Below are 17466 nucleotides of genomic sequence, written 5' to 3'. Positions count from 1 at the left end.
CATGGCTGCTCCCGTCTCCGACCTGTTCGACCCCGACGTCTGGACCGCGGCTCCGATCGCGGAGCAGTTCACGGACATCACGTACCACAAGCACGTCTCGAAGGGGATCGTCCGGGTCGCGTTCGACCGGCCCGAGGTGCGGAACGCCTTCCGTCCGCGCACCGTCGACGAGCTCTACCGCGCGCTCGACGACGCCCGCCAGGACCCCCGCGTCGGCGTCGTCCTGCTGACCGGCAACGGGCCGAGCCCGAAGGACGGCGGCTGGGCGTTCTGCTCCGGCGGCGACCAGCGCATCCGGGGGCGCAGCGGCTACCAGTACGTCGGCGACGAAGGAGCACCGCCCGAAGGAGTCGACCCCGCCGCCGCGCAGGCGTCGATGGGACGACTGCACATCCTCGAGGTGCAGCGCCTGATCCGCATGATGCCCAAGGTCGTCATCGCCGTCGTCCCCGGTTGGGCCGCCGGCGGCGGGCACTCGCTGCACGCGATCTGCGACCTGACCATCGCGAGCGCCGAGCACGGCAGGTTCAAGCAGACCGACGCCGACGTCGGGTCGTTCGACGGTGGGTACGGCAGCGCCTACTACGCCAAGCAGATCGGCCAGAAGTTCGCGCGCGAGGTCTTCTTCCTCGCGCAGGAGTACTCGGCGCAGCGTGCGTACGAGATGGGGGCCGTGAACGCGGTCGTCCCACACGAGGACCTCGAGCGCGAGGCGATCCGCTGGGGCGAGATCGTCCTGGGCAAGTCCCCGACGGCGATCCGGATGCTCAAGTACGCGTTCAACGCCGTCGACGACGGGATGGTCGGCCAGCAGGTCTTCGCGGGCGAGGCGACGCGGCTCGCCTACGGCACCGACGAGGCCGTCGAGGGCCGCGACTCGTTCCTCGAGAAGCGCGCCCCCGAGTGGACGTTGTTCCCGTGGCACTACTGAGCCCGGCGGTGCCGGCATGACCCGTCCGCTGGTCGCGCTGAGCACGTCGGATCCGCTGGCGGTGCTCCGCGGCCTGGAGGCAGCGCTCGCCGGCGGCCCCGCGCTGCTCCCCGTCGCCGAAGGGGCACCGGCGCTGCCGACCCCGCCACCTGCCGACGTCCGGCAGCGGGTCGCCCTGGTGGTCGAGACGAGCGGTTCCACCGGCACCGGCAAGCGCGTGGCCCTCTCGTCCGAGGCGCTCCTCGCCGGTGCCGCAGCGGCGGACGCAGCGCTCGGCGGACCGGGCAGCTGGGTGCTGGCGCTGCCCACGCACTACATCGCGGGCCTCAACGTCCTGACCCGCTCGATCGCCGCGGGGACGACGCCGGTCGTCGTGGCACCGGGGCACTTCGATGCCACGGCGTTCGCGGACGCCGCGGACCAGCTCGTCACCGGCCCAGCGGCCCCCCGTCGCTACACGTCGCTCGTCCCCGTGCAGCTCGCCCGCGTGCTCGACGACGACCGCGCGACGGCTGCGTTGGCAGGGTTCGACGCGGTCCTCGTCGGCGGGCAGGCGACCCCGGCGGCGCTCCGCGAGCGAGCGGTCGCCGCGGGCGTGCGCATCGCGACGACCTACGGCGCCAGCGAGACGAGCGGCGGCTGCGTGTACGACGGCGTGCCGTTCGGGACCGTCCGCACCGCGGTGGTGGACGACGAGCTCCAGTTGTCGGGACCGATGCTCGCCGAGGGGTACCTCGGCGACGACGACCGCACGGCCGCGACGTTCGTCGAGCGCGACGGCCTGCGCTGGTACCGCACGGGTGACGTCGCCACGGTGTCCGACGGCGTGGTCCGGGTGCTCGGACGCCTCGACGACGTGGTGATCTCCGGCGGCGAGAAGGTCCGGCTCGGCGCGGTGGAGCGGCTCGTGCGCGACCTGCCCGACCAGCACGGTGCAGTCGTCACCCGACGGGCCTCGGGGGAGTGGGGCGAGGTGCCGGTCGTGGTCACCGAGCGACCGCTCGACCTCGACACCGTCCGGTCTCACGTGGGCGACGCCCTCGGCCGAGCCGCGCGTCCGGCCGCGGTGGTGGTGGTCGACCGGCTGCCGATGCTCGCGTCCGGCAAGCCCGACCGGCGGGCGATCCAGGACCTGGCGTCCTCGTAGGCCCGCGCGACGGCACCGCGGTGCAGTGCGTCGCGGCGCGGATAGGATCGGTGGTCGTGGCACGAACGAAGAACACGACGCACAAGCAGGGCCGCTCGGGCAACCCGGCGAAGGCTGCGACCCCGGTCCGCTCGAAGCGCCGGGCGACCGCGCGGGACTGGATCGGCGGGGCACGACTCCGCACCCTGACGCTCGGCGTGGTCCCCGTGGTGCTCGGCACCACCGTGGGCTTCGTCGACAGCGGCACCACGGGCGACTTCGGTGCGTTCCTGGCGCAGGACGGGCACCTCGCCATCGCGCTGCTCGCCCTGGCGGTGGCACTGTTCCTGCAGATCGGCGTGAACTACAGCAACGACTACTCCGACGGGGTCCGCGGCACCGACGAGTACCGCGTCGGCCCGGCACGACTGACGGGGGCCGGCCTCGCGAAGCCCCGCACGGTGCTGACCGTCGCGCTGACGTTCTTCGGGCTGGCAGCCGTCGCCGGGATCGTCATCGTGGTGCTCACCCAGCTGTGGTGGCTGCTGCTCGTCGGCGCCGCCGCGATCGTCGCTGCCTGGTTCTACACCGGCGGCAAGAAGCCCTACGGGTACAACGCGCTCGGCGAGGTCTTCGTCTTCGTGTTCTTCGGACTCGTCGCCGTGCTCGGCACCCAGTACGTGCTCATCGGCCAGGCCACCACGAGCGGATGGGCCGCCGCGGTCGCCGCCGGGTTCTTCGCCTGCGCGGTGCTGATGGTGAACAACATCCGCGACATCGACGAGGACCGTCTCGCCGGCAAGCGCACCCTGGCCGTCGTCGTCGGACGACCGGTGGCACGGGTGCTGTACGGCCTGTTCCTGCTGCTGCCGTACGTCGTGCTGCTCTGGTTCGTCCTGCTCTACTTCCGCACGGGCTTCACGTACTTCTCGCTGCTGCTGGCACTGCCGGCGCTCGCGATCGGGGTGTCGTCCCGCAAGCCCCGTGAACTCATCACGGCACTGCAGCTGTCGTCGTTCGCATCGCTGGTCTTCGGCGTGGTGCTCGGCATCACGCTCGCCGTCCAGCCGTAGGACTCCGCCGGACTACTCGGCGTCGGTGTCCCGGCGCGCGGCGTGCCGGTCGGCGTCCGACACGGGGCGCACGGTCGGGGTGTCCGCGGCGTCGGTGTCCGCCGCATCGACGAAGTCGTCCTCGAAGTCGGTGTCCGCATCGCGCTCCGGGCCACCGCGGCGGTTGGCCAGGCTCAGGGCGACCTGCGTCCGGAGCCCAGCGAGCGCGATGTAGGACACCAGCAGCCCGACGAGGGCGGCGATGATCGTCGCCCAGTACCAGGGCATCGGGGTCAGGAGCAGGAGGAGCACGAGCGCCGCCGCGAAGATGCCGAGCCGGGCCAGGGTGTACAGGAGCCACGCTTTCACCCTGCGAGTCTACGGACGGCCGACCGGCAGGGTCGTCACAGGCTCGCGACCTAGACTCTTGGGCATGGTCCGCTTGTGGTTGATCGTCGTCGTCGCCGCTGTCGCCTTCACGGTGTACGCGGCCATCGACTGCGCGACGATGCCCCGCGAACGTGTCCGATCCCTCAGGCGCGGTGTCTGGATCCTCCTCGTGATCGTCCTCCCCGTCCTCGGTGGGGTGCTCTGGTTCCTGCTCGGCCGCTCGCCGGCGTCCCCGGGCACGACCGCCCGGTACCGTGGACCCGAAGACGACCCGGACTTCCTCGGCACCACGCCCGTTCCGGGGGACACCCTCACGGACAAGGACCAGGACGACGCGACCCTCCGAGACCTCGAAGACCAGTTCCACGACCGAGACGACGACGGCCGCACCGATCGCTGACGGTCCCGCCGGATCGGGCAGTCCGGCGACGGACGCTGCCCTGACGCTGCTGCAGGAACTCGTCCGCGCCGGCGTCACCGACGTCGTCGTCAGCCCGGGCTCGCGGTCCCAGGCCCTGGCGCTCGCGGCCGTCGCCCTCGAGCGTGCCGGCGGCCTGACCGTCCACGTCCGGCTCGACGAGCGCACCGCCGGGTTCTTCGCCCTCGGGCTCGCGGTGGAGTCCGGTCGACCAGCCGCGGTCGTGACGACCTCGGGCACCGCCGTCGCCAACCTGCACCCCGCCGTCCTCGAAGCGCACCACTCCGGTGTCCCGATGATCGTGTTGAGCGCCGACCGGCCGGACGAGCTCCGTGGCATCGGCAGCAACCAGACCACCGTCCAGCCTGGGATGTTCGGCGACGCGGTCGCCTTCGTCCGCGACGTCGAGGCACCGTCCGCGCACGGAGCCGACGCCTCGGTGCGTGCAGCGCTCCGTGACCTCGCCCGCCAGGCCGTCGCGGCGGCCGCCGGACACACCGGGCAGCCGGGGCCGGCGCAGCTCAACGTCGCGTTCCGTGAACCCCTGTCCGCCGGCCTCGACGCCGAGCACGTGCAGGGCGTCCCCGACGACGAGGTCGACACCGCTTTCGCCACCCGTCGTGCGCACGGCGGACTCCCGGTGGCCGAGCTGTCGCCGGACGACGAGCCGGGCACGGTCGTCATCGCCGGGCACGACGCCGGCGAGGACGCCGAGCGCGTCGCGTGGGAGCTCGGGGCACCCCTCCTCGCCGAGGTCTCCAGCGGCGCACGGTTCGGCCGGAACCTCGTCGTCACCTACCGCGAACTCCTGCGCGACCAGGACTTCGGCGGCGCGGTCCGTCGTGCCGTCGTGCTCGGCCACCCCACCCTGAGCCGCGAGGTCCCGGCGCTCCTGCAGCGCCAGGGGGTCGAGACGATCGTGGTCCGCGGACACGCGGCCGACCCCTTCGACCCGGCCCGCGCCTCTCCCCACCGGCACGGCCCGGACGCCGCTGGCGCGTCGCCCGGGAACCGGCGGCGTGGGCCCAGCGAATCGTTGACCACCTTCGTGTCCGACGTCCGCGTGACGGGCCGGACCCGGCCGGAGCACCGTGCGTGGGTCGGGCGCTGGGTCGGTGCGAGCCGTCAGCTGTTGGGCGACGGTGACGCCGGACCCGACCTCGGTGCCAAGCGGTCCCCGGACCGTGCCGAGCGCAACAAGTTCCTGCGCGACGAGGTCGCCCTCCGCCGACGACCCGTCGACCGCGCGATGCTCGCCGACGCCGTGTGGGGCGTGACGTGGCCGCACGACCGGCTCGTGTTCGGCGCTTCCCAGATCATCCGCGTCGCCGACGGGCGCGTGCTCGGCAAGAAGATCCGGGTGCACGCGAACCGTGGGCTCGCCGGCATCGACGGCACCGTGTCGACGGCCCTCGGGATCGCCGCGGCCCTCGAGCAGTCGTCGGCGTCGGTCGGCACCACGCGCGTGCTGCTCGGCGACCTGACCCTGCTGCACGACCTCGGGGCGTTCGTCACCGGCACCGAGGAGCGCACGCACAGGGTGCAGGTCGTCGTCGGCAACGACCACGGCGGCGCGATCTTCCGCGGGCTCGAGGTGGCACGCACCACTCCACCAGAGGACATGCGCCGGATGATGTCGACCCCGCAGCACGTCGACGTCGAACGGGTCGTGACCGGCCTCGGCTGGGAGTACCGCCGCGCAGAGACGTGGGGCGACCTCGAGCGGGTGCTCACCGACCCGGCCGAGCGGGTCGTCATCGAGGTGCCGCTGGCCGACTGACGCGGCGCGGGCCGGCGCAGCGCGACCGCGTGGCCGCTGCGCCGCTCAGGCCAGCGCGTCGGTGACCGGTCGGAACTTCAGGGCGGTCTCGGCGACCTCGCGCGCCGGTTCCGACCCCGCGACGACGCCCGCACCCGCCCAGGCCCGGACGGTGCCGTCGTCGTCGATCCGGGCGCTGCGGAGCGCCAGCATCCACTCACCGTCGCCGGTGGCGCTCATCCAGCCCACCGGGCCGGCGTAGCGGCCGCGGTCGACGCCCTCGAGCTCGGCGACGAGCCGGACGGCCACGTCGGTGGGGGTGCCCGCGACGGCGGCCGTCGGGTGCAGGGCGTCGGCGACGTCGAGCGAGGTGGTGTCCGGCGGCAGGGTCGCCTGCACGTCGGTCGCCAGGTGCCACAGGTTCGGAAGCTGCAGCCGGAACGGCTCGGGGTCGGCGCGCAACTCGGTCACGAGCGGGCGGAGCGAGGCGAGCAGGCTGTCGATCGCGAACGCGTGCTCCTCGACGTCCTTCGCGCTGGCGGCGAGGGCCTCGGCAGCGGCACGGTCCGACACCTCGTCGGCACCGCGTGCGGCGCTGCCGGCAAGCACCCGCGCCGTCAACCGGGTGCCGTCGGTGCGGGCGAGCGTCTCGGGGGTCGCACCGACCAGGCCGTCGACGGCGAACGTGACGCACTGCGGGTAGGCGGCGGCGAGGTCGAGCAGCAGGGCGCGGTGGTCGGCGTCCGCTGGCATCTTGCCGACGAGGTCGCGGGCGAGGACGACCTTCTGCGCGCTCCCGACGGCGATGCGCCGCACGGCCTCGGCGACGTTCGCGGCGTAGGCGGCCTCGTCGATCCGGCCGGGGTGCAGCGCGACGGAGACGTGTGGTCCGACGTGGGGGACCGGCACCGAGGTCCGCGTGAACGTGAGCGGCTCGGCGCCGACGGTCGTGTCGATCGCCGTGAGCCAGGCCTTGCCGCGCCGACGGCCGATGACCACGCGCGGGACGATCAGGACGCTCTCGTCGGCGGAGTCGTCGGCGAAGGCGAAGGAGCCGAACGCGACCAGGCCGGAGCCGCGCAGCTGCACCGGGTCGTCGACGACGGCCGACTCCACGACGGTGCGCCACACCGCGGCGGCGTCGCGCATCCGGTCGGGGCCGGTGAACGTGAACCGCAGCGCCTCCCCGATGCCGACGATGCCGTCACCGTTCCGGACGAAGGCCAGGGGACGGTCGCGCAGGGTGTGGCGGAGGACGGTGCCCGGGTCGTCGAGGATCCGGGTGGAGACCGTCAGCGGGGGCGCCGCCGTGGTGGTTCGGGTCACGGCTCCGATGCTACGCGCGGTCGGTGGACCACCTGGCCGCGCGCTCGACGTGTGGGCCGTTGCTGCGAGTCCGGTGAACGTACGGTCGGGACCTCTAGGATTGGTCGGGTGAGCAGAGCGGACCTGAACAAGCGGCCGGACGAGGTGGCGGCGATGTTCGACGACGTCGCGGCCAAGTACGACCTCACGAACGACATCCTGTCGGCGGGCAACGCACCGCTGTGGCGTGTCGCCACGGTGCGGGCGGTCGACCCCCAGCCCGGCGAGAAGGTCCTCGACATCGCCGCGGGCACCGGGACGAGTGCCGCGGCCTTCGCGAAGAAGGGGGCAGAGGTCAGCGCGCTCGACCTCTCCGCCGGCATGATCGCGGTCGGTCGTGAGCGGCACCCCGAGATCACCTTCGTCGAGGGCGATGCCGAGCACCTGCCCTTCGACGACGACACGTTCGACGCCGTCACGATCTCGTTCGGGCTGCGCAACGTGAACGACCCGAAGCAGGCGCTCGCCGAGATGCTGCGGGTCCTCAAGCCCGGCGGCCGCGTGGTCATCTGCGAGTTCTCGACGCCGCCGCGTGCACTGCTGCGCCTCGGCTACGGCACCTACCTGAAGCGCGTGCTCCCGGGCATCGCGAAGCTCTCGAGCAGCAACCCCGCCGCCTACCGCTACCTCGCCGAGTCGATCGACGCGTGGCCGGACCAGCAGGTCCTCACCCAGTGGCTGCGCGGCGTCGGGTTCTCCGTGGTCGCCTACCGCAACCTCACGGCCGGTATCGTCGCACTGCACCGTGGCCGCAAGCCCGTCGCCGACACGGTGCGCGAGTCCGCGGCCCGTCGTGCGAAGGCGCGCCGCGACCACCAGACCACCGGCGAGCAGCCGCGCGTCGACCCGGCCGACGACTGACCGGTCACCATCCCCCGAAGACGGAGCAGCACTTGAATCCGAGCGTCCCGGTCGCACGTCGCGCGCCGAGCCTCCGCGCCTCGCTGGGCATCGGCGAGCGGTTGTTCGCCACGCCCGCCGACCGCCGCTTCATCGCCGCCGTCGACGACGGTCTCGAGCTCGTCGAGCAGGGGCTCGAGGACGCCATGCGTTCCACGGACACCCTCGCCGACACCACGAGCCGCTACCTGCTGTCCGCGGGCGGCAAGCGGATCCGTCCGACGCTGACGCTGCTCATCGCGCAGCTCGGCGACGGGGTGACCGACGCCGTGGTCAAGGCGGCCGTGAGCATCGAGACGACCCACCTGGCGTCGCTCTACCACGACGACGTCATGGACGAAGCGCCCGTCCGCCGCGGGGTCCCAGCAGCGCAGATCACGTACGGCAACAACGTCGCGATCCTGACCGGCGACCTGCTCTTCGCCCGCGCCAGCCTCATCACCGCCGACCTCGGCACCGAGGGCATCCGGATGCAGGCCGAGACCTTCCAGCGCCTCTGCATGGGGCAGCTGCACGAGACCACCGGCCCGCAGCCCGACGACGACCCGGTCGAGCACTACATCCAGGTGCTCAGCGACAAGACCGGTTCGCTCATCGCGACCGCCGCCCGCGCCGGTGTCATGTTCTCCGGCGCCGACCGTGCCTACCTCGACGCCGTCGGGACCTTCGGCGAGAAGGTGGGCGTCGCCTTCCAGCTCGTCGACGACGTCATCGACCTGGCACCCGCGACGGACAAGACCGGCAAGATCGCCGGCAACGACCTCCGCGCCGGCGTCGACACGCTGCCGATGCTGCACCTGCGGCGGCACGCGGCGACCGACCCGGCGGCGCAGGACCTCGTCCAACGAATCGAGCGCGACGTGAACGGCGCCCCGGACGACGCGGTCGGCTCCGTGCCGTACCAGTCGGCCGTCGCCGCACTGCGCGACCACGAGGCGACCGCGTCGACGCGCACGGTCGCGGTCCGCTGGGCCCGCGACGCCGTGGACGCCCTCGCCCCGCTGCCCGACGGCACCGTGAAGCGGGCACTCACCCGCTTCGCCGACTCCGTCGTCGACCGCAGCCGCTGAACACCACCCGCGACCGGACGGCCCCACGGTCGCCGCGCGGGACGCACCACCGGGAGCACCCCACCCGAACGAACTGGAGACGATCAGTGCCCACCCTCCGAATCGCCATCGTCGGCGCCGGACCCGCCGGCATCTACGCCGCGGACATCCTGCTGCGCGAGGCCCACGGACACGACGTGTCGATCGACCTGTTCGAGCAGCTCCCCGCGCCGTACGGACTCGTCCGGTACGGCGTCGCCCCCGACCACCCGCGGATCAAGGGGATCGTCAACGCCCTGCGCGACGTGCTCGACCGCGGTGTCGTCCGGCTGTTCGGCAACGTCCGCTTCGGCGAGGACATCACCCTCGAGGACCTGAAGAAGCACTACAACGCGGTCGTCTTCTCGACGGGCGCGATCAAGGACGCCGACCTCGACGTCCCCGGCGTCGACCTCCGGGGCTCCTACGGTGCCGCCGACTTCGTCAGCTGGTTCGACGGCCACCCCGACGTCCCGCGCACCTGGCCGCTGACCGCGGAGAGCGTCGCGGTGATCGGCGTCGGCAACGTCGCGCTCGACGTCTCCCGCATCCTCGCGAAGCACGCCGACGACCTGCTGCCGACCGAGATCCCGGCGAACGTGTACGAGGGCCTCAAGGCGTCGCCCGTCACGGACGTCCACGTCTTCGGCCGCCGTGGTCCTGCCCAGGTCAAGTTCACGCCGCTCGAGCTCCGCGAGCTCGGCGAGGTCCGTGACGTCGACATGGTCGTCTACGACGAGGACTTCGACCACGACGAGGCGTCGAAGACCGCGATCGCCACGAACAAGCAGGTCATGGTCATCAACCGGGTGCTCGAGCAGTGGCGCACCCGCGAGACCGGTCAGGCGAGCCGGCGGCTGCACCTGCACTTCTACGCGAAGCCGACCGAGTTCGTCGGCGACGAGCAGGGCAACCTCACCGCCATCCGGTACGAGCGCACCCGGCCGAACGGCGAGGGCGGTGTCGAGGGCACGGGCGAGATCCGCGAGATCCCGATCCAGGCGGCCTACCGTGCCGTCGGCTACTTCGGTTCCCCGCTGCCCGGGCTGCCGTTCGACGAGCGCCACGGCGTCATCCCGAACCACGAGGGCCAGGTCCTCGACGACGACAACCAGCAGATCCCGGGCGTCTACGCCACCGGCTGGATCAAGCGCGGACCGGTCGGTCTCATCGGCCACACGAAGTCCGATGCCATGGAGACCGTGCAGCACATCGTCAACGACCAGGCGAGCTGGTGGACGCCGGAGGACCCCTCCGAGGGTGCGATCCCGGCGCTGCTCCGCGAGCGCGGTGTCGAGTACACCGACCTCGAGGGCTGGCACCACCTGGACACCCACGAGCTCGCGCTCGGTGCTGCCGAGGGCCGTGAGCGCATCAAGGTCGTGCCCCGCGACGAGATGATCGACGTGTCCCTCGGTCGCGTCGACGTGCCCACGAACTGACACCGATGACCGACACGCGCCCCGTCCCGCCCACCGCGGTGCGGGGCGCGTCCGCGTCCGGCGTGCGACTGCAGGGCGTCGACGTCGCGCGGGCCGTCGCGCTGCTCGGCATGATGGCCGCACACATCGGCGGCATCGCGGACCAGCTCGACTGGTCCGATCCCTCGACGTGGTCCGCCGTGGCGCACGGGCGCCCGTCCACGCTGTTCGCCGTCCTCGCCGGCGTCTCGATCGGGCTGACGAGCGGTCGCACGACTCCGCCAGGACCCCCGACGATCGGGCGGGTCCGGGCCCGCCTGGCGGTCCGGGCCGCGGCGGTCGTCGGCATCGGGTTCGTGCTCATCGCGTTGGACACCCCCGTCTACGTCATCCTGCCGACGTACGGAGTGCTGTTCCTGCTGGTGATCCCGGTGCTCCGGGTCCGCCCGGCGTGGCTCCTCGCCATCGCGGGCGCCTGCGCCGTGCTGTCGCCGATCGTCGCCGTCGCGACCGCACCGGCCTACGCCGATGCGGGCATGGTCGGACAGCAGCTCGGCCTGGTCTACCCCGTGGTCACCTTCCTGGCGTACGTCCTGGTCGGTCTCGCCGTCGCCCGGGCCGGTCTGGGCCCACGCCGCCGGTTCCCGGGTGACGCGCCAGCGGCGTCCGGGCCGTGCCGGTGGGGAGAGGCGCGGGGCACGCAGGTCGTTCTCCTCGCGTCCGGCGCACTGGTCGCCGCCACCGCGTACGTCGTCGGCACGGTCCTCGCGCCGCTTCCGTCCGGGGCCGCGTTCGCGTTCCCGGGGGTCCCGTACGCCGCCGAGGGCAGTACGCCGGCCGAGGCCCTCGCCCAGCTCTTCCTGTCACCGCGCGACCACTCGTCGACGACGGTCGACGTGATCGGCACCGCGGGGGTGGCGGTCGCGGTCATCGCGCTCTGCACCCTGCTGTTGGACGGGCGCGGGCGGGTCGCCGAGCGGATCGCGTTCCCGCTCGCCGCCGTCGGGTCGATGCCCCTGACGATCTACTCGGGACACCTCGTGGTGATCGCGATGCTGCCCGAGTACCCGGAGTCGGTGTCCGCGTGGGGTTGGTTCGCGCTGGGCTCGGTCGTGTTCGCGATGGTCTGGCGCCGGTTCCTCGGCCGGGGCCCGCTCGAGCGGGCCATCGCGGCCCTGGCGTCCACCGTCCCGATGCGCTGAGCGCCCCTGCCGGGGCCGATCCGGTCCCGGAGCGCCGCCGCACGGTGCAGCGTTGTTCGTTCGCCGCGGGCTTGCCCGCTGGGTGACACGCTGTCGTGACGCACCGTGCTGCCAAGGTCGCACCGGGTGGAGGACGACGCACCGTGCGCGGCGGAGGCGAGCCGCGCCTCCCGTCCGCACCGTGCGTGGGTGGTTGCACGGCGCCCTGACCTGGTCGGAGCGCCGCCGCACGGTGCAGGGTTGTTCGTTCGCCGCGGGCTTGCCCGCTGGGTGACACGCTGTCGTGACGCACCGTGCTGCCAAGGTCGCACCGGGTGGAGGACGACGCACCGTGCGCGGCAGAGACGAGCCGCGCCTCCCGGTCGTCCGCTACTGCAGCGCTGCCGTGAGCCGCGCGACGTTGTCGAGCACCTTGGACCGGCGCGGACGGTCCACCCACTCGTCGAGCGTCAGCTCGAAGCTGTGCTCCTTGTAGGCGTCCTGCACCTCGCGCAGGGCATCGACGAAGCGGTGTCCACGGACCATGACGGAGACCTCGAGGTTCAGGCTGAACGAGCGCATGTCCATGTTGCTCGACCCGATCACCGACACCTCGTCGTCGATGGTGAAGTGCTTGGCGTGCAGGATCGTCGGTGCCCGGTACAGCCAGATCCGCACGCCGGCGCGGAGGAGTCCCTCGTAGTACGAGCGCTGCGCGTGCCACGTCATGGCGTGGTCGCCCATCTCGCCGACGAAGAGCTCGACCTCGACGCCGCGCTGGGCGGTCGTCGTGATGGCGTAGAGCATCGAGTCGTCCGGCACGAAGTACGGCGAGGTGATCGACACCTTCTTCTGCGCCGAGTAGAGCAGTGCGTTGAACAGGCGCAGGTTGTTCTCGCCGTCGAACCCTGGCCCGGACGGCACCACCTGGCAGTCGAGGGCGTCGCCGCGGTCGGCCCGCTGGACGGGGTCGCTCTCACGGAGCAGCAGTTCGTCGGTCTCGCTGTACCAGTCGGTGACGAACAGGGCGTTCAACCCCGCGACGACCGGTCCCTCGAACCGGGCGAACAGGTCCTTGTAGACCATGCCCTTCTCGATGTGCGACTTGATGTCGTACGAGGGGTCGATCAGGTTCTGCGACCCGGTGAACGCGACCGAGCCGTCGATGACCATGATCTTCCGGTGGTTGCGCAGGTCGGGGCGCTGGAACTTCCCCTGCAGCGGCAGCAGCGGGAGCATGAGGTGCCACTCGATGCCGGCGCGGTCCATGAACGCCAGCGTGTCCTTGTACCCGGGGTAACCGCGGCTGGCCCAGTGGTCGAGCAGGAACCGGACGGTGACGCCGCGGGCCTGTGCGCGGGCGAGCGCGTCGAAGAACGGTCGCGTGGTGTCGTCGAGCGTCGCGATGTAGAACTCGACGTGGACGAACCGGCGCGACTGGTCGATCGCCCGGGTCATCTCCGCGATCGACTCCTCGGAGTCGGGGTAGAGCTCCGCCGAGTTGCCGCCGACCAGCGGCATCGCGCCGAGTTCGCGGTTCAGCGTGGTGATGCTCTCGAGCCACAGCGGCCACGGGTGGTCACGGCGCACGCGTTCGATGCCCTCGGTCTGTTCGAGGATGTACGCGTTGATCTCGGTCTGCTTCTCACGCCGGGCACGCGGAAGCTTCGTCGACCCGATGACCAGGAAGACGATGAAGCCGATGTAGGGGATGAGGAAGATCGCCAGCAGCCAGGCGGTCGCCGTCTGCGGCTTCCGGTTGATCGGGACGTAGATGATCGAGAAGACGCGGATCGCCAGGTCCAGCAGGACGGCCAGGACGGTGATCGCGACGGTGAGCCAGTGCTCCACGGACGTCAGCGGAAGTTGATGTACTGCAACGGGACGTCGAACTCTTCACCCTTGAGGAGCTGGATCGTGTTCTGGAGGTCGTCGCGGCTCTTCGAGGAGACCCGCAGTTCGTCGCCCTGGATCTGGCTCTTCACGGTCTTCGGGGCGTTGGCCCGCAGGAACGCACCGATCTTCTTCGCGACGTCCTGCTCGATGCCGTTCTTGAACTTCACCTCGATGCGGTACTCCTTGCCCGAGGGGTAGGGGTCGCCGGCGTCGAGGCTCTTCAGGCTGATGTTGCGCTTGATCGCCTTGCTCTGCAGGACGTCGAGGACGGCCTTCGCGCGCTCTTCCGAGTTCGCCTTGATGAGGACGTCCTCGCCGCTGAAGGCGACCGACGCGTCCGCGCCCTTGAAGTCGTACCGCTGCTCGATCTCCTTGGCCGCCTGGTTGAGGGCGTTCTCCGCCTCCATCTTGTCGACCTTGCTGACCACGTCGAAGGAACTGTCTGCCATGCCGGACAGCCTAACGGCGGACTGGAGGCACGGTTCCGGTCGCGCGGATCGGCTCGCGGTGGTCACGACCACCGTTCCGGATCCGCTATGCTTTTGTGCGCGCCTTCGGTTGGTGATCACACCGGCTGGGTGCGCATGGCAAGTTACCCAAGCGGCCAAAGGGATCTGACTGTAAATCAGCCGGCGTAGCCTTCGGGGGTTCGAATCCCTCACTTGCCACCATCGCGAAGCCCCGTCCGACTCGGACGGGGCTTTCGTCGTCCCTGGCAGGATCGGTGCATGGCATCCGACTGCACACCGTCCCAGTTCGCCGACCTCGCCGAGACGATCGCGCGCGAGGCGGCCACGCTCGCCGCCCGACGACGGGCCGAGGGGGTCGAGGTCGCCGACCGGAAGTCGAGCATCGTCGACGTGGTCACGGCGGCGGACCGCGAGGTCGAGGCGCTCGTCCGCGCCCGGATCGCCGAGGCCCGGCCGGACGACGCGTTCCACGGCGAGGAGTCCGGCTCGGCGTCGGGGGAGTCGGGCATCACCTGGGTCGTCGACCCGATCGACGGCACGGTGAACTACCTGTACGGCAGCGCCGAGTACGGCGTGAGCATCGGCGTCGTGCGGGGTTCCGCCGACCCGACGACGTGGGAGCCGATCGCCGGCGTCGTGGTGGCCCCCGCGACCGGGGTGGTGTTCCGTGCCGCCGCCGGACAGGGCGCCACCTGTGACGGCGTCCCCCTGTCCGTCAGTGCTCCGGCCTCGCTCGCCGAGACGCTCGTGGCGACGGGCTTCGGGTACACGGCGGACCGGCGCCGCGAGCAGGTGTCCGTGCTCGCCGGGCTGATCGGCGAGGTGCGGGACATCCGGCGCGGGGGAGCGGCGTCGCTCGACTGTTGCGCGGTGGGTGCCGGGGTCGTCGACGCCTACTACGAGCGCGGGATCAACCCGTGGGACATGGCGGGCGGCTCCATCGTCGCGCGCGAGGCCGGAGCGTCGGTCCGCATCTGGGAGGCCGGCGGCACCCGCTCCTTCCTGTTCGCCAGCCCCGCGGTGGCCGGCGACCTCGAGGCGCTGCTGCGCGGGCTGGAAGCGGAGGCGCTCGGCGTCTGAGGTCCGTCGGTCCCTCGGTCTGGGGGTGCCCGGTGGACATGACCACGACTGGCGACGTGCGACGACGTTTGCTACCGTGCTCAGGTCCCGTTATCTGCTCGTTACCAACGAGCGCGCCCCTTCCCCGATCAGGATCGCCACCGCACGCATGCCCCACTCCCCACTGACGTCCGTCCCCACCGGTCCCGTCGACGCCGCCACCCCGGTCGTCCACCTGACCCGACGAGCACGGATCGAGGCGGAGCGAGTGGCTGTGAAGGGTGCTCCCGTCACGCAGGACCACGCGCAGGACGTCGCACCTGACCGTGCCGCGGGCCCGTCGTTCGACGAGGTCGTCGGGCTGACCACGCCGTCGTCGGCCGCCGCTCCCGTGTCGCCGATCGACCTCGCACCGGTGTCGCCCGCGCTGCCCGAGTCGGCGGTCCGTCCGGCCTCGCGCATCACGACGCCGCCGGCTCCCACGTCGCCGGACGTCCGCGCCACGGCGCCGCGGACCGCGACGGCTGCAGCGGAGTCCGTCGCACCGCAGCCCCGTCGTGTCATCGGCCAGGTCCCGGCGTCCCGTCGGCGGACCGGCCGTGCCGCACCGGCCGTGCAGGTCGACCGCGCCGCCCGGCACATCGCGGCCAGCCGCACCGCCGCCGTGCCTGCCCCGGCTCCTGCTGCCCGGAAGCAGGGTGCCTCGTTCCGCCGTGCGGCCTCGCGCGTGACGGCCGTCGGTGCGCTCCTCTTCGTCGCCGGCCTCGTCGTCTCCACGTCACTGCCCGCCCAGGCGCTCTACGTGCCGGAGACCGGCTCGACCGCGGCCCGGTCGACGGCGAGCGGTGCGACCCAGTCGATGAGCGTCAGCGCCGCAGCCGACGGGTCGACGAGCCGCGACCAGTACACGGTGTCGGACGCCACGCAGTACAAGAACGTCGACTCGTCGAGCTTCACCAACGACCCGACCGGCACGATCCAGTGGCCGTTCCTCACCGGCGTCCCGATCACCTCCGGCTTCGGCGGTCGTCAGGTCGCGGGCTGCTCGTTCTGCTCGACGAACCACATGGGCGTCGACTTCGCTCCCGGCGAGGGCACCCCGATCCGGGTCATCGCCGCCGGCACCGTCATCAAGGTCCAGGCGAACGACGGCGGCTTCGGCAACGACGTCTGGGTGGAGCACGACGTCGACGGCAAGCAGTTCGTCAGCGTGTACGGCCACATGGAGGACAACTCCTTCAAGGTGGTCACCGGTCAGCAGATCGAGGTCGGCGACGAGCTCGGTCTCGTGGGCAGCACGGGCAACTCCACGGGCCCGCACCTGCACCTCGAAGTGCACGTCGACGGGGTCCCCGTGGACCCGCTCGCGTGGCTCCAGACCAACGCGAACTAGCGGTCCTGGGCGCGGCACGCCCGGGCGTCTCGCCCGGTTCCGGAGCAGCGTCGGAGGTCTGCTATCCTCGTGTGGTGCCGTTCGCGGCACATCGCCCCGATAGCTCAGTGGTAGAGCACCTCCATGGTAAGGAGGGGGTCGTCAGTTCAATCCTGACTCGGGGCTCCGACCCGGTGCGCGTGTCGCTCCGGATCTCTGGCGGGGTAGCTCAGTTGGTTAGAGCACACGACTCATAATCGTGGGGTCGCGGGTTCAAGTCCCGCCCTCGCTACAGCAAGCCCGGCGATCTGTTCGCCGGGCTTTCGTCGTTCCCGGGCTGTTCTCTGCCGTCACGAGACGTCGCAGTCACGAGACGCCGCCGTCACGAGACGCCGCCGTCACGAGACGCCGTCGTCCCGACGAGACGCCCCGGTCGTCGCAGGACGCCTCCAGAGCCGGCGGCGTCTCGCCTGGTCGGGCGCGTGCCGTGGACACGACGGCGTCTCGGCCAGGAGGCACGTGGCGGACGCGCACCGGGCCTCCCGTCCGCCCTGGGGCCGGCCCTACAGCGCGGAGTGCGACCCGGTGTCGGTCCGCGTCTGCAGGACGCCGGCTGCGCGCAGCGCGCGCTCGATCGCCGCGTTCACCTCGTGCCACGCGGCCCGTCGCCGGCTCGCGCCGATGCTGCCGCCGGAGACGGCCGTGCCGTGTCCGCGGTGCCGCAGTGTGATGGTGGTGGAGGTCCCGGTGACGGTCGTCGACAACTCGTAGCGGCGGAACTCGCGGGAGGGGTGCACGAGCGCGCCGAGCAGGATCGTCAGCAGCCGGTTGCCGGTCGTCGCGGTGAGGGTCCCACCGGTCGACTCGACGTGGTGTCCCGCCGTGCGGAGCGCCGCGCCGGCGACCTCCATCGCGGTGCACCGGTCGCCCGTGTGCACGGCGAACTCGGTCCTGGTGTCCATCGTTGCTCCCCCGTCCCCTGATCCGGTGTCGCGACCGGACCGCCGATTCCCCCGAACCGGCGCAGCAAGCCTAGCC

16 protein-coding genes and 3 tRNA genes are annotated in these 17466 nt (G+C 71.9%); 14 read left to right on the top strand and 5 right to left on the bottom strand.

Going from position 1 to position 17466, the window contains the following annotated elements; all coding sequences use genetic code 11:
- Position 1: 1 nt before the first annotated feature.
- Genes EDF42_RS11205 through EDF42_RS11195 form a run of 3 tightly spaced genes read left to right on the top strand, consistent with a single transcriptional unit; the run spans position 2 to position 3130 of the window.
- On the top strand, positions 2-931 hold the full coding sequence (locus EDF42_RS11205) for a 1,4-dihydroxy-2-naphthoyl-CoA synthase (protein ID WP_123672367.1): 930 nt from the start codon (positions 2-4) through the stop codon (positions 929-931).
- A 16-nt stretch (positions 932-947) separates the two neighbouring features.
- Complete coding sequence (locus EDF42_RS11200) at positions 948-2078, top strand: AMP-binding protein (RefSeq protein WP_123672366.1); 1131 nt, start codon at positions 948-950, stop codon at positions 2076-2078.
- A gap of 50 nt (positions 2079-2128) precedes the next feature.
- Entirely contained in the window at positions 2129-3130 is a 1002-nt protein-coding gene (locus tag EDF42_RS11195; protein ID WP_123339055.1) for a 1,4-dihydroxy-2-naphthoate polyprenyltransferase, read from the top strand.
- A 12-nt stretch (positions 3131-3142) separates the two neighbouring features.
- On the opposite strand, the gene EDF42_RS11190 is transcribed toward EDF42_RS11195, so the two are convergent.
- Positions 3143-3478 (bottom strand): DUF4229 domain-containing protein, encoded by a 336-nt coding sequence (locus EDF42_RS11190; protein ID WP_123672365.1) that lies wholly within the window; start codon positions 3476-3478, stop codon positions 3143-3145.
- A gap of 64 nt (positions 3479-3542) precedes the next feature.
- Between EDF42_RS11190 and EDF42_RS11185 the strand changes: the two genes are divergently transcribed.
- Positions 3543-3899 carry a PLD nuclease N-terminal domain-containing protein gene (locus EDF42_RS11185; RefSeq protein WP_131921755.1) on the top strand — a complete coding sequence of 119 codons (357 nt, stop codon included), beginning with the start codon at positions 3543-3545 and terminating at the stop codon, positions 3897-3899.
- Entirely contained in the window at positions 3892-5697 is a 1806-nt protein-coding gene (gene menD, locus EDF42_RS11180; RefSeq protein WP_123672491.1) for a 2-succinyl-5-enolpyruvyl-6-hydroxy-3-cyclohexene-1-carboxylic-acid synthase, read from the top strand. The genes EDF42_RS11185 and menD overlap by 8 nt, the downstream gene beginning before the upstream one ends.
- Before the next feature lie 45 nt (positions 5698-5742).
- Here the strand turns inward: menD and EDF42_RS11175 are convergent, their stop codons facing one another.
- Positions 5743-7002, bottom strand: coding sequence for an isochorismate synthase MenF (locus EDF42_RS11175; RefSeq protein WP_123672364.1), 1260 nt, complete (start codon positions 7000-7002; stop codon positions 5743-5745).
- A gap of 108 nt (positions 7003-7110) precedes the next feature.
- Between EDF42_RS11175 and EDF42_RS11170 the strand changes: the two genes are divergently transcribed.
- From EDF42_RS11170 to EDF42_RS11155, 4 genes are all read left to right on the top strand, one after another.
- The gene (locus EDF42_RS11170) at positions 7111-7902 is read left to right on the top strand and encodes a demethylmenaquinone methyltransferase (RefSeq protein WP_111084274.1); all 792 of its coding nucleotides are present in this window, start codon (positions 7111-7113) and stop codon (positions 7900-7902) included.
- A gap of 32 nt (positions 7903-7934) precedes the next feature.
- On the top strand, positions 7935-9011 hold the full coding sequence (locus EDF42_RS11165; RefSeq protein WP_123338846.1) for a polyprenyl synthetase family protein: 1077 nt from the start codon (positions 7935-7937) through the stop codon (positions 9009-9011).
- 86 nt (positions 9012-9097) lie between these two features.
- Positions 9098-10471: an FAD-dependent oxidoreductase gene (locus EDF42_RS11160; protein ID WP_123338847.1), complete on the top strand. Its 1374-nt coding sequence runs from the start codon at positions 9098-9100 to the stop codon at positions 10469-10471.
- Positions 10472-10476: 5 nt separating this feature from the next.
- The gene (locus EDF42_RS11155; protein WP_123672363.1) at positions 10477-11652 is read left to right on the top strand and encodes a heparan-alpha-glucosaminide N-acetyltransferase domain-containing protein; all 1176 of its coding nucleotides are present in this window, start codon (positions 10477-10479) and stop codon (positions 11650-11652) included.
- Between the two features lie 369 nt (positions 11653-12021).
- On the opposite strand, the gene cls is transcribed toward EDF42_RS11155, so the two are convergent.
- A complete protein-coding gene (gene cls, locus EDF42_RS11150; RefSeq protein WP_123338849.1) occupies positions 12022-13482 on the bottom strand; it encodes a cardiolipin synthase in 1461 nt (486 codons plus the stop codon).
- A gap of 5 nt (positions 13483-13487) precedes the next feature.
- The gene (locus tag EDF42_RS11145; protein ID WP_111084269.1) at positions 13488-13976 is read right to left on the bottom strand and encodes a YajQ family cyclic di-GMP-binding protein; all 489 of its coding nucleotides are present in this window, start codon (positions 13974-13976) and stop codon (positions 13488-13490) included.
- A 137-nt stretch (positions 13977-14113) separates the two neighbouring features.
- On the opposite strand from EDF42_RS11145, the gene EDF42_RS11140 reads away from it, so the two are divergent.
- The 5 genes from EDF42_RS11140 (at position 14114) to EDF42_RS11120 (ending at position 16720) form a co-directional block, all read left to right on the top strand.
- Positions 14114-14198: transfer RNA gene (locus EDF42_RS11140), tRNA-Tyr, on the top strand.
- 57 nt (positions 14199-14255) lie between these two features.
- On the top strand, positions 14256-15077 hold the full coding sequence (locus tag EDF42_RS11135; RefSeq protein WP_123672362.1) for an inositol monophosphatase family protein: 822 nt from the start codon (positions 14256-14258) through the stop codon (positions 15075-15077).
- A gap of 148 nt (positions 15078-15225) precedes the next feature.
- Positions 15226-16449, top strand: coding sequence for a M23 family metallopeptidase (locus tag EDF42_RS11130; protein ID WP_123672361.1), 1224 nt, complete (start codon positions 15226-15228; stop codon positions 16447-16449).
- Between the two features lie 93 nt (positions 16450-16542).
- Positions 16543-16614, top strand: a tRNA-Thr gene (locus tag EDF42_RS11125).
- Between the two features lie 32 nt (positions 16615-16646).
- Positions 16647-16720 (top strand) — tRNA-Met (locus EDF42_RS11120).
- Between the two features lie 271 nt (positions 16721-16991).
- Here EDF42_RS11120 and EDF42_RS11115 read toward each other — a convergent pair.
- Complete coding sequence (locus tag EDF42_RS11115) at positions 16992-17390, bottom strand: hypothetical protein (protein ID WP_123672360.1); 399 nt, start codon at positions 17388-17390, stop codon at positions 16992-16994.
- Positions 17391-17466: the final 76 nt, after the last annotated feature.

It is taken from the genome of Curtobacterium sp. PhB172 (genome assembly GCF_003752545.1).
Classification (GTDB): domain Bacteria; phylum Actinomycetota; class Actinomycetes; order Actinomycetales; family Microbacteriaceae; genus Curtobacterium.
This window is presented reverse-complemented; position numbering and strand designations above follow the sequence as displayed.

What these genes read in the sequence shown, in the direction of transcription:
- EDF42_RS11130 (WP_123672361.1), top strand. Translation starts at nt 15,226, where the DNA reads ATGCCCCACTCCCCACTGACGTCCGTCCCCACCGGTCCCGTCGACGCC.
- EDF42_RS11155 (WP_123672363.1), top strand. Translation starts at nt 10,477, where the DNA reads ATGACCGACACGCGCCCCGTCCCGCCCACCGCGGTGCGGGGCGCGTCC.
- EDF42_RS11205 (WP_123672367.1), top strand. Translation starts at nt 2, where the DNA reads ATGGCTGCTCCCGTCTCCGACCTGTTCGACCCCGACGTCTGGACCGCG.
- EDF42_RS11200 (WP_123672366.1), top strand. Translation starts at nt 948, where the DNA reads ATGACCCGTCCGCTGGTCGCGCTGAGCACGTCGGATCCGCTGGCGGTG.
- EDF42_RS11135 (WP_123672362.1), top strand. Translation starts at nt 14,256, where the DNA reads ATGGCATCCGACTGCACACCGTCCCAGTTCGCCGACCTCGCCGAGACG.
- EDF42_RS11145 (WP_111084269.1), bottom strand. Translation starts at nt 13,976, where the DNA reads ATGGCAGACAGTTCCTTCGACGTGGTCAGCAAGGTCGACAAGATGGAG.
- EDF42_RS11115 (WP_123672360.1), bottom strand. Translation starts at nt 17,390, where the DNA reads ATGGACACCAGGACCGAGTTCGCCGTGCACACGGGCGACCGGTGCACC.
- EDF42_RS11185 (WP_131921755.1), top strand. Translation starts at nt 3,543, where the DNA reads ATGGTCCGCTTGTGGTTGATCGTCGTCGTCGCCGCTGTCGCCTTCACG.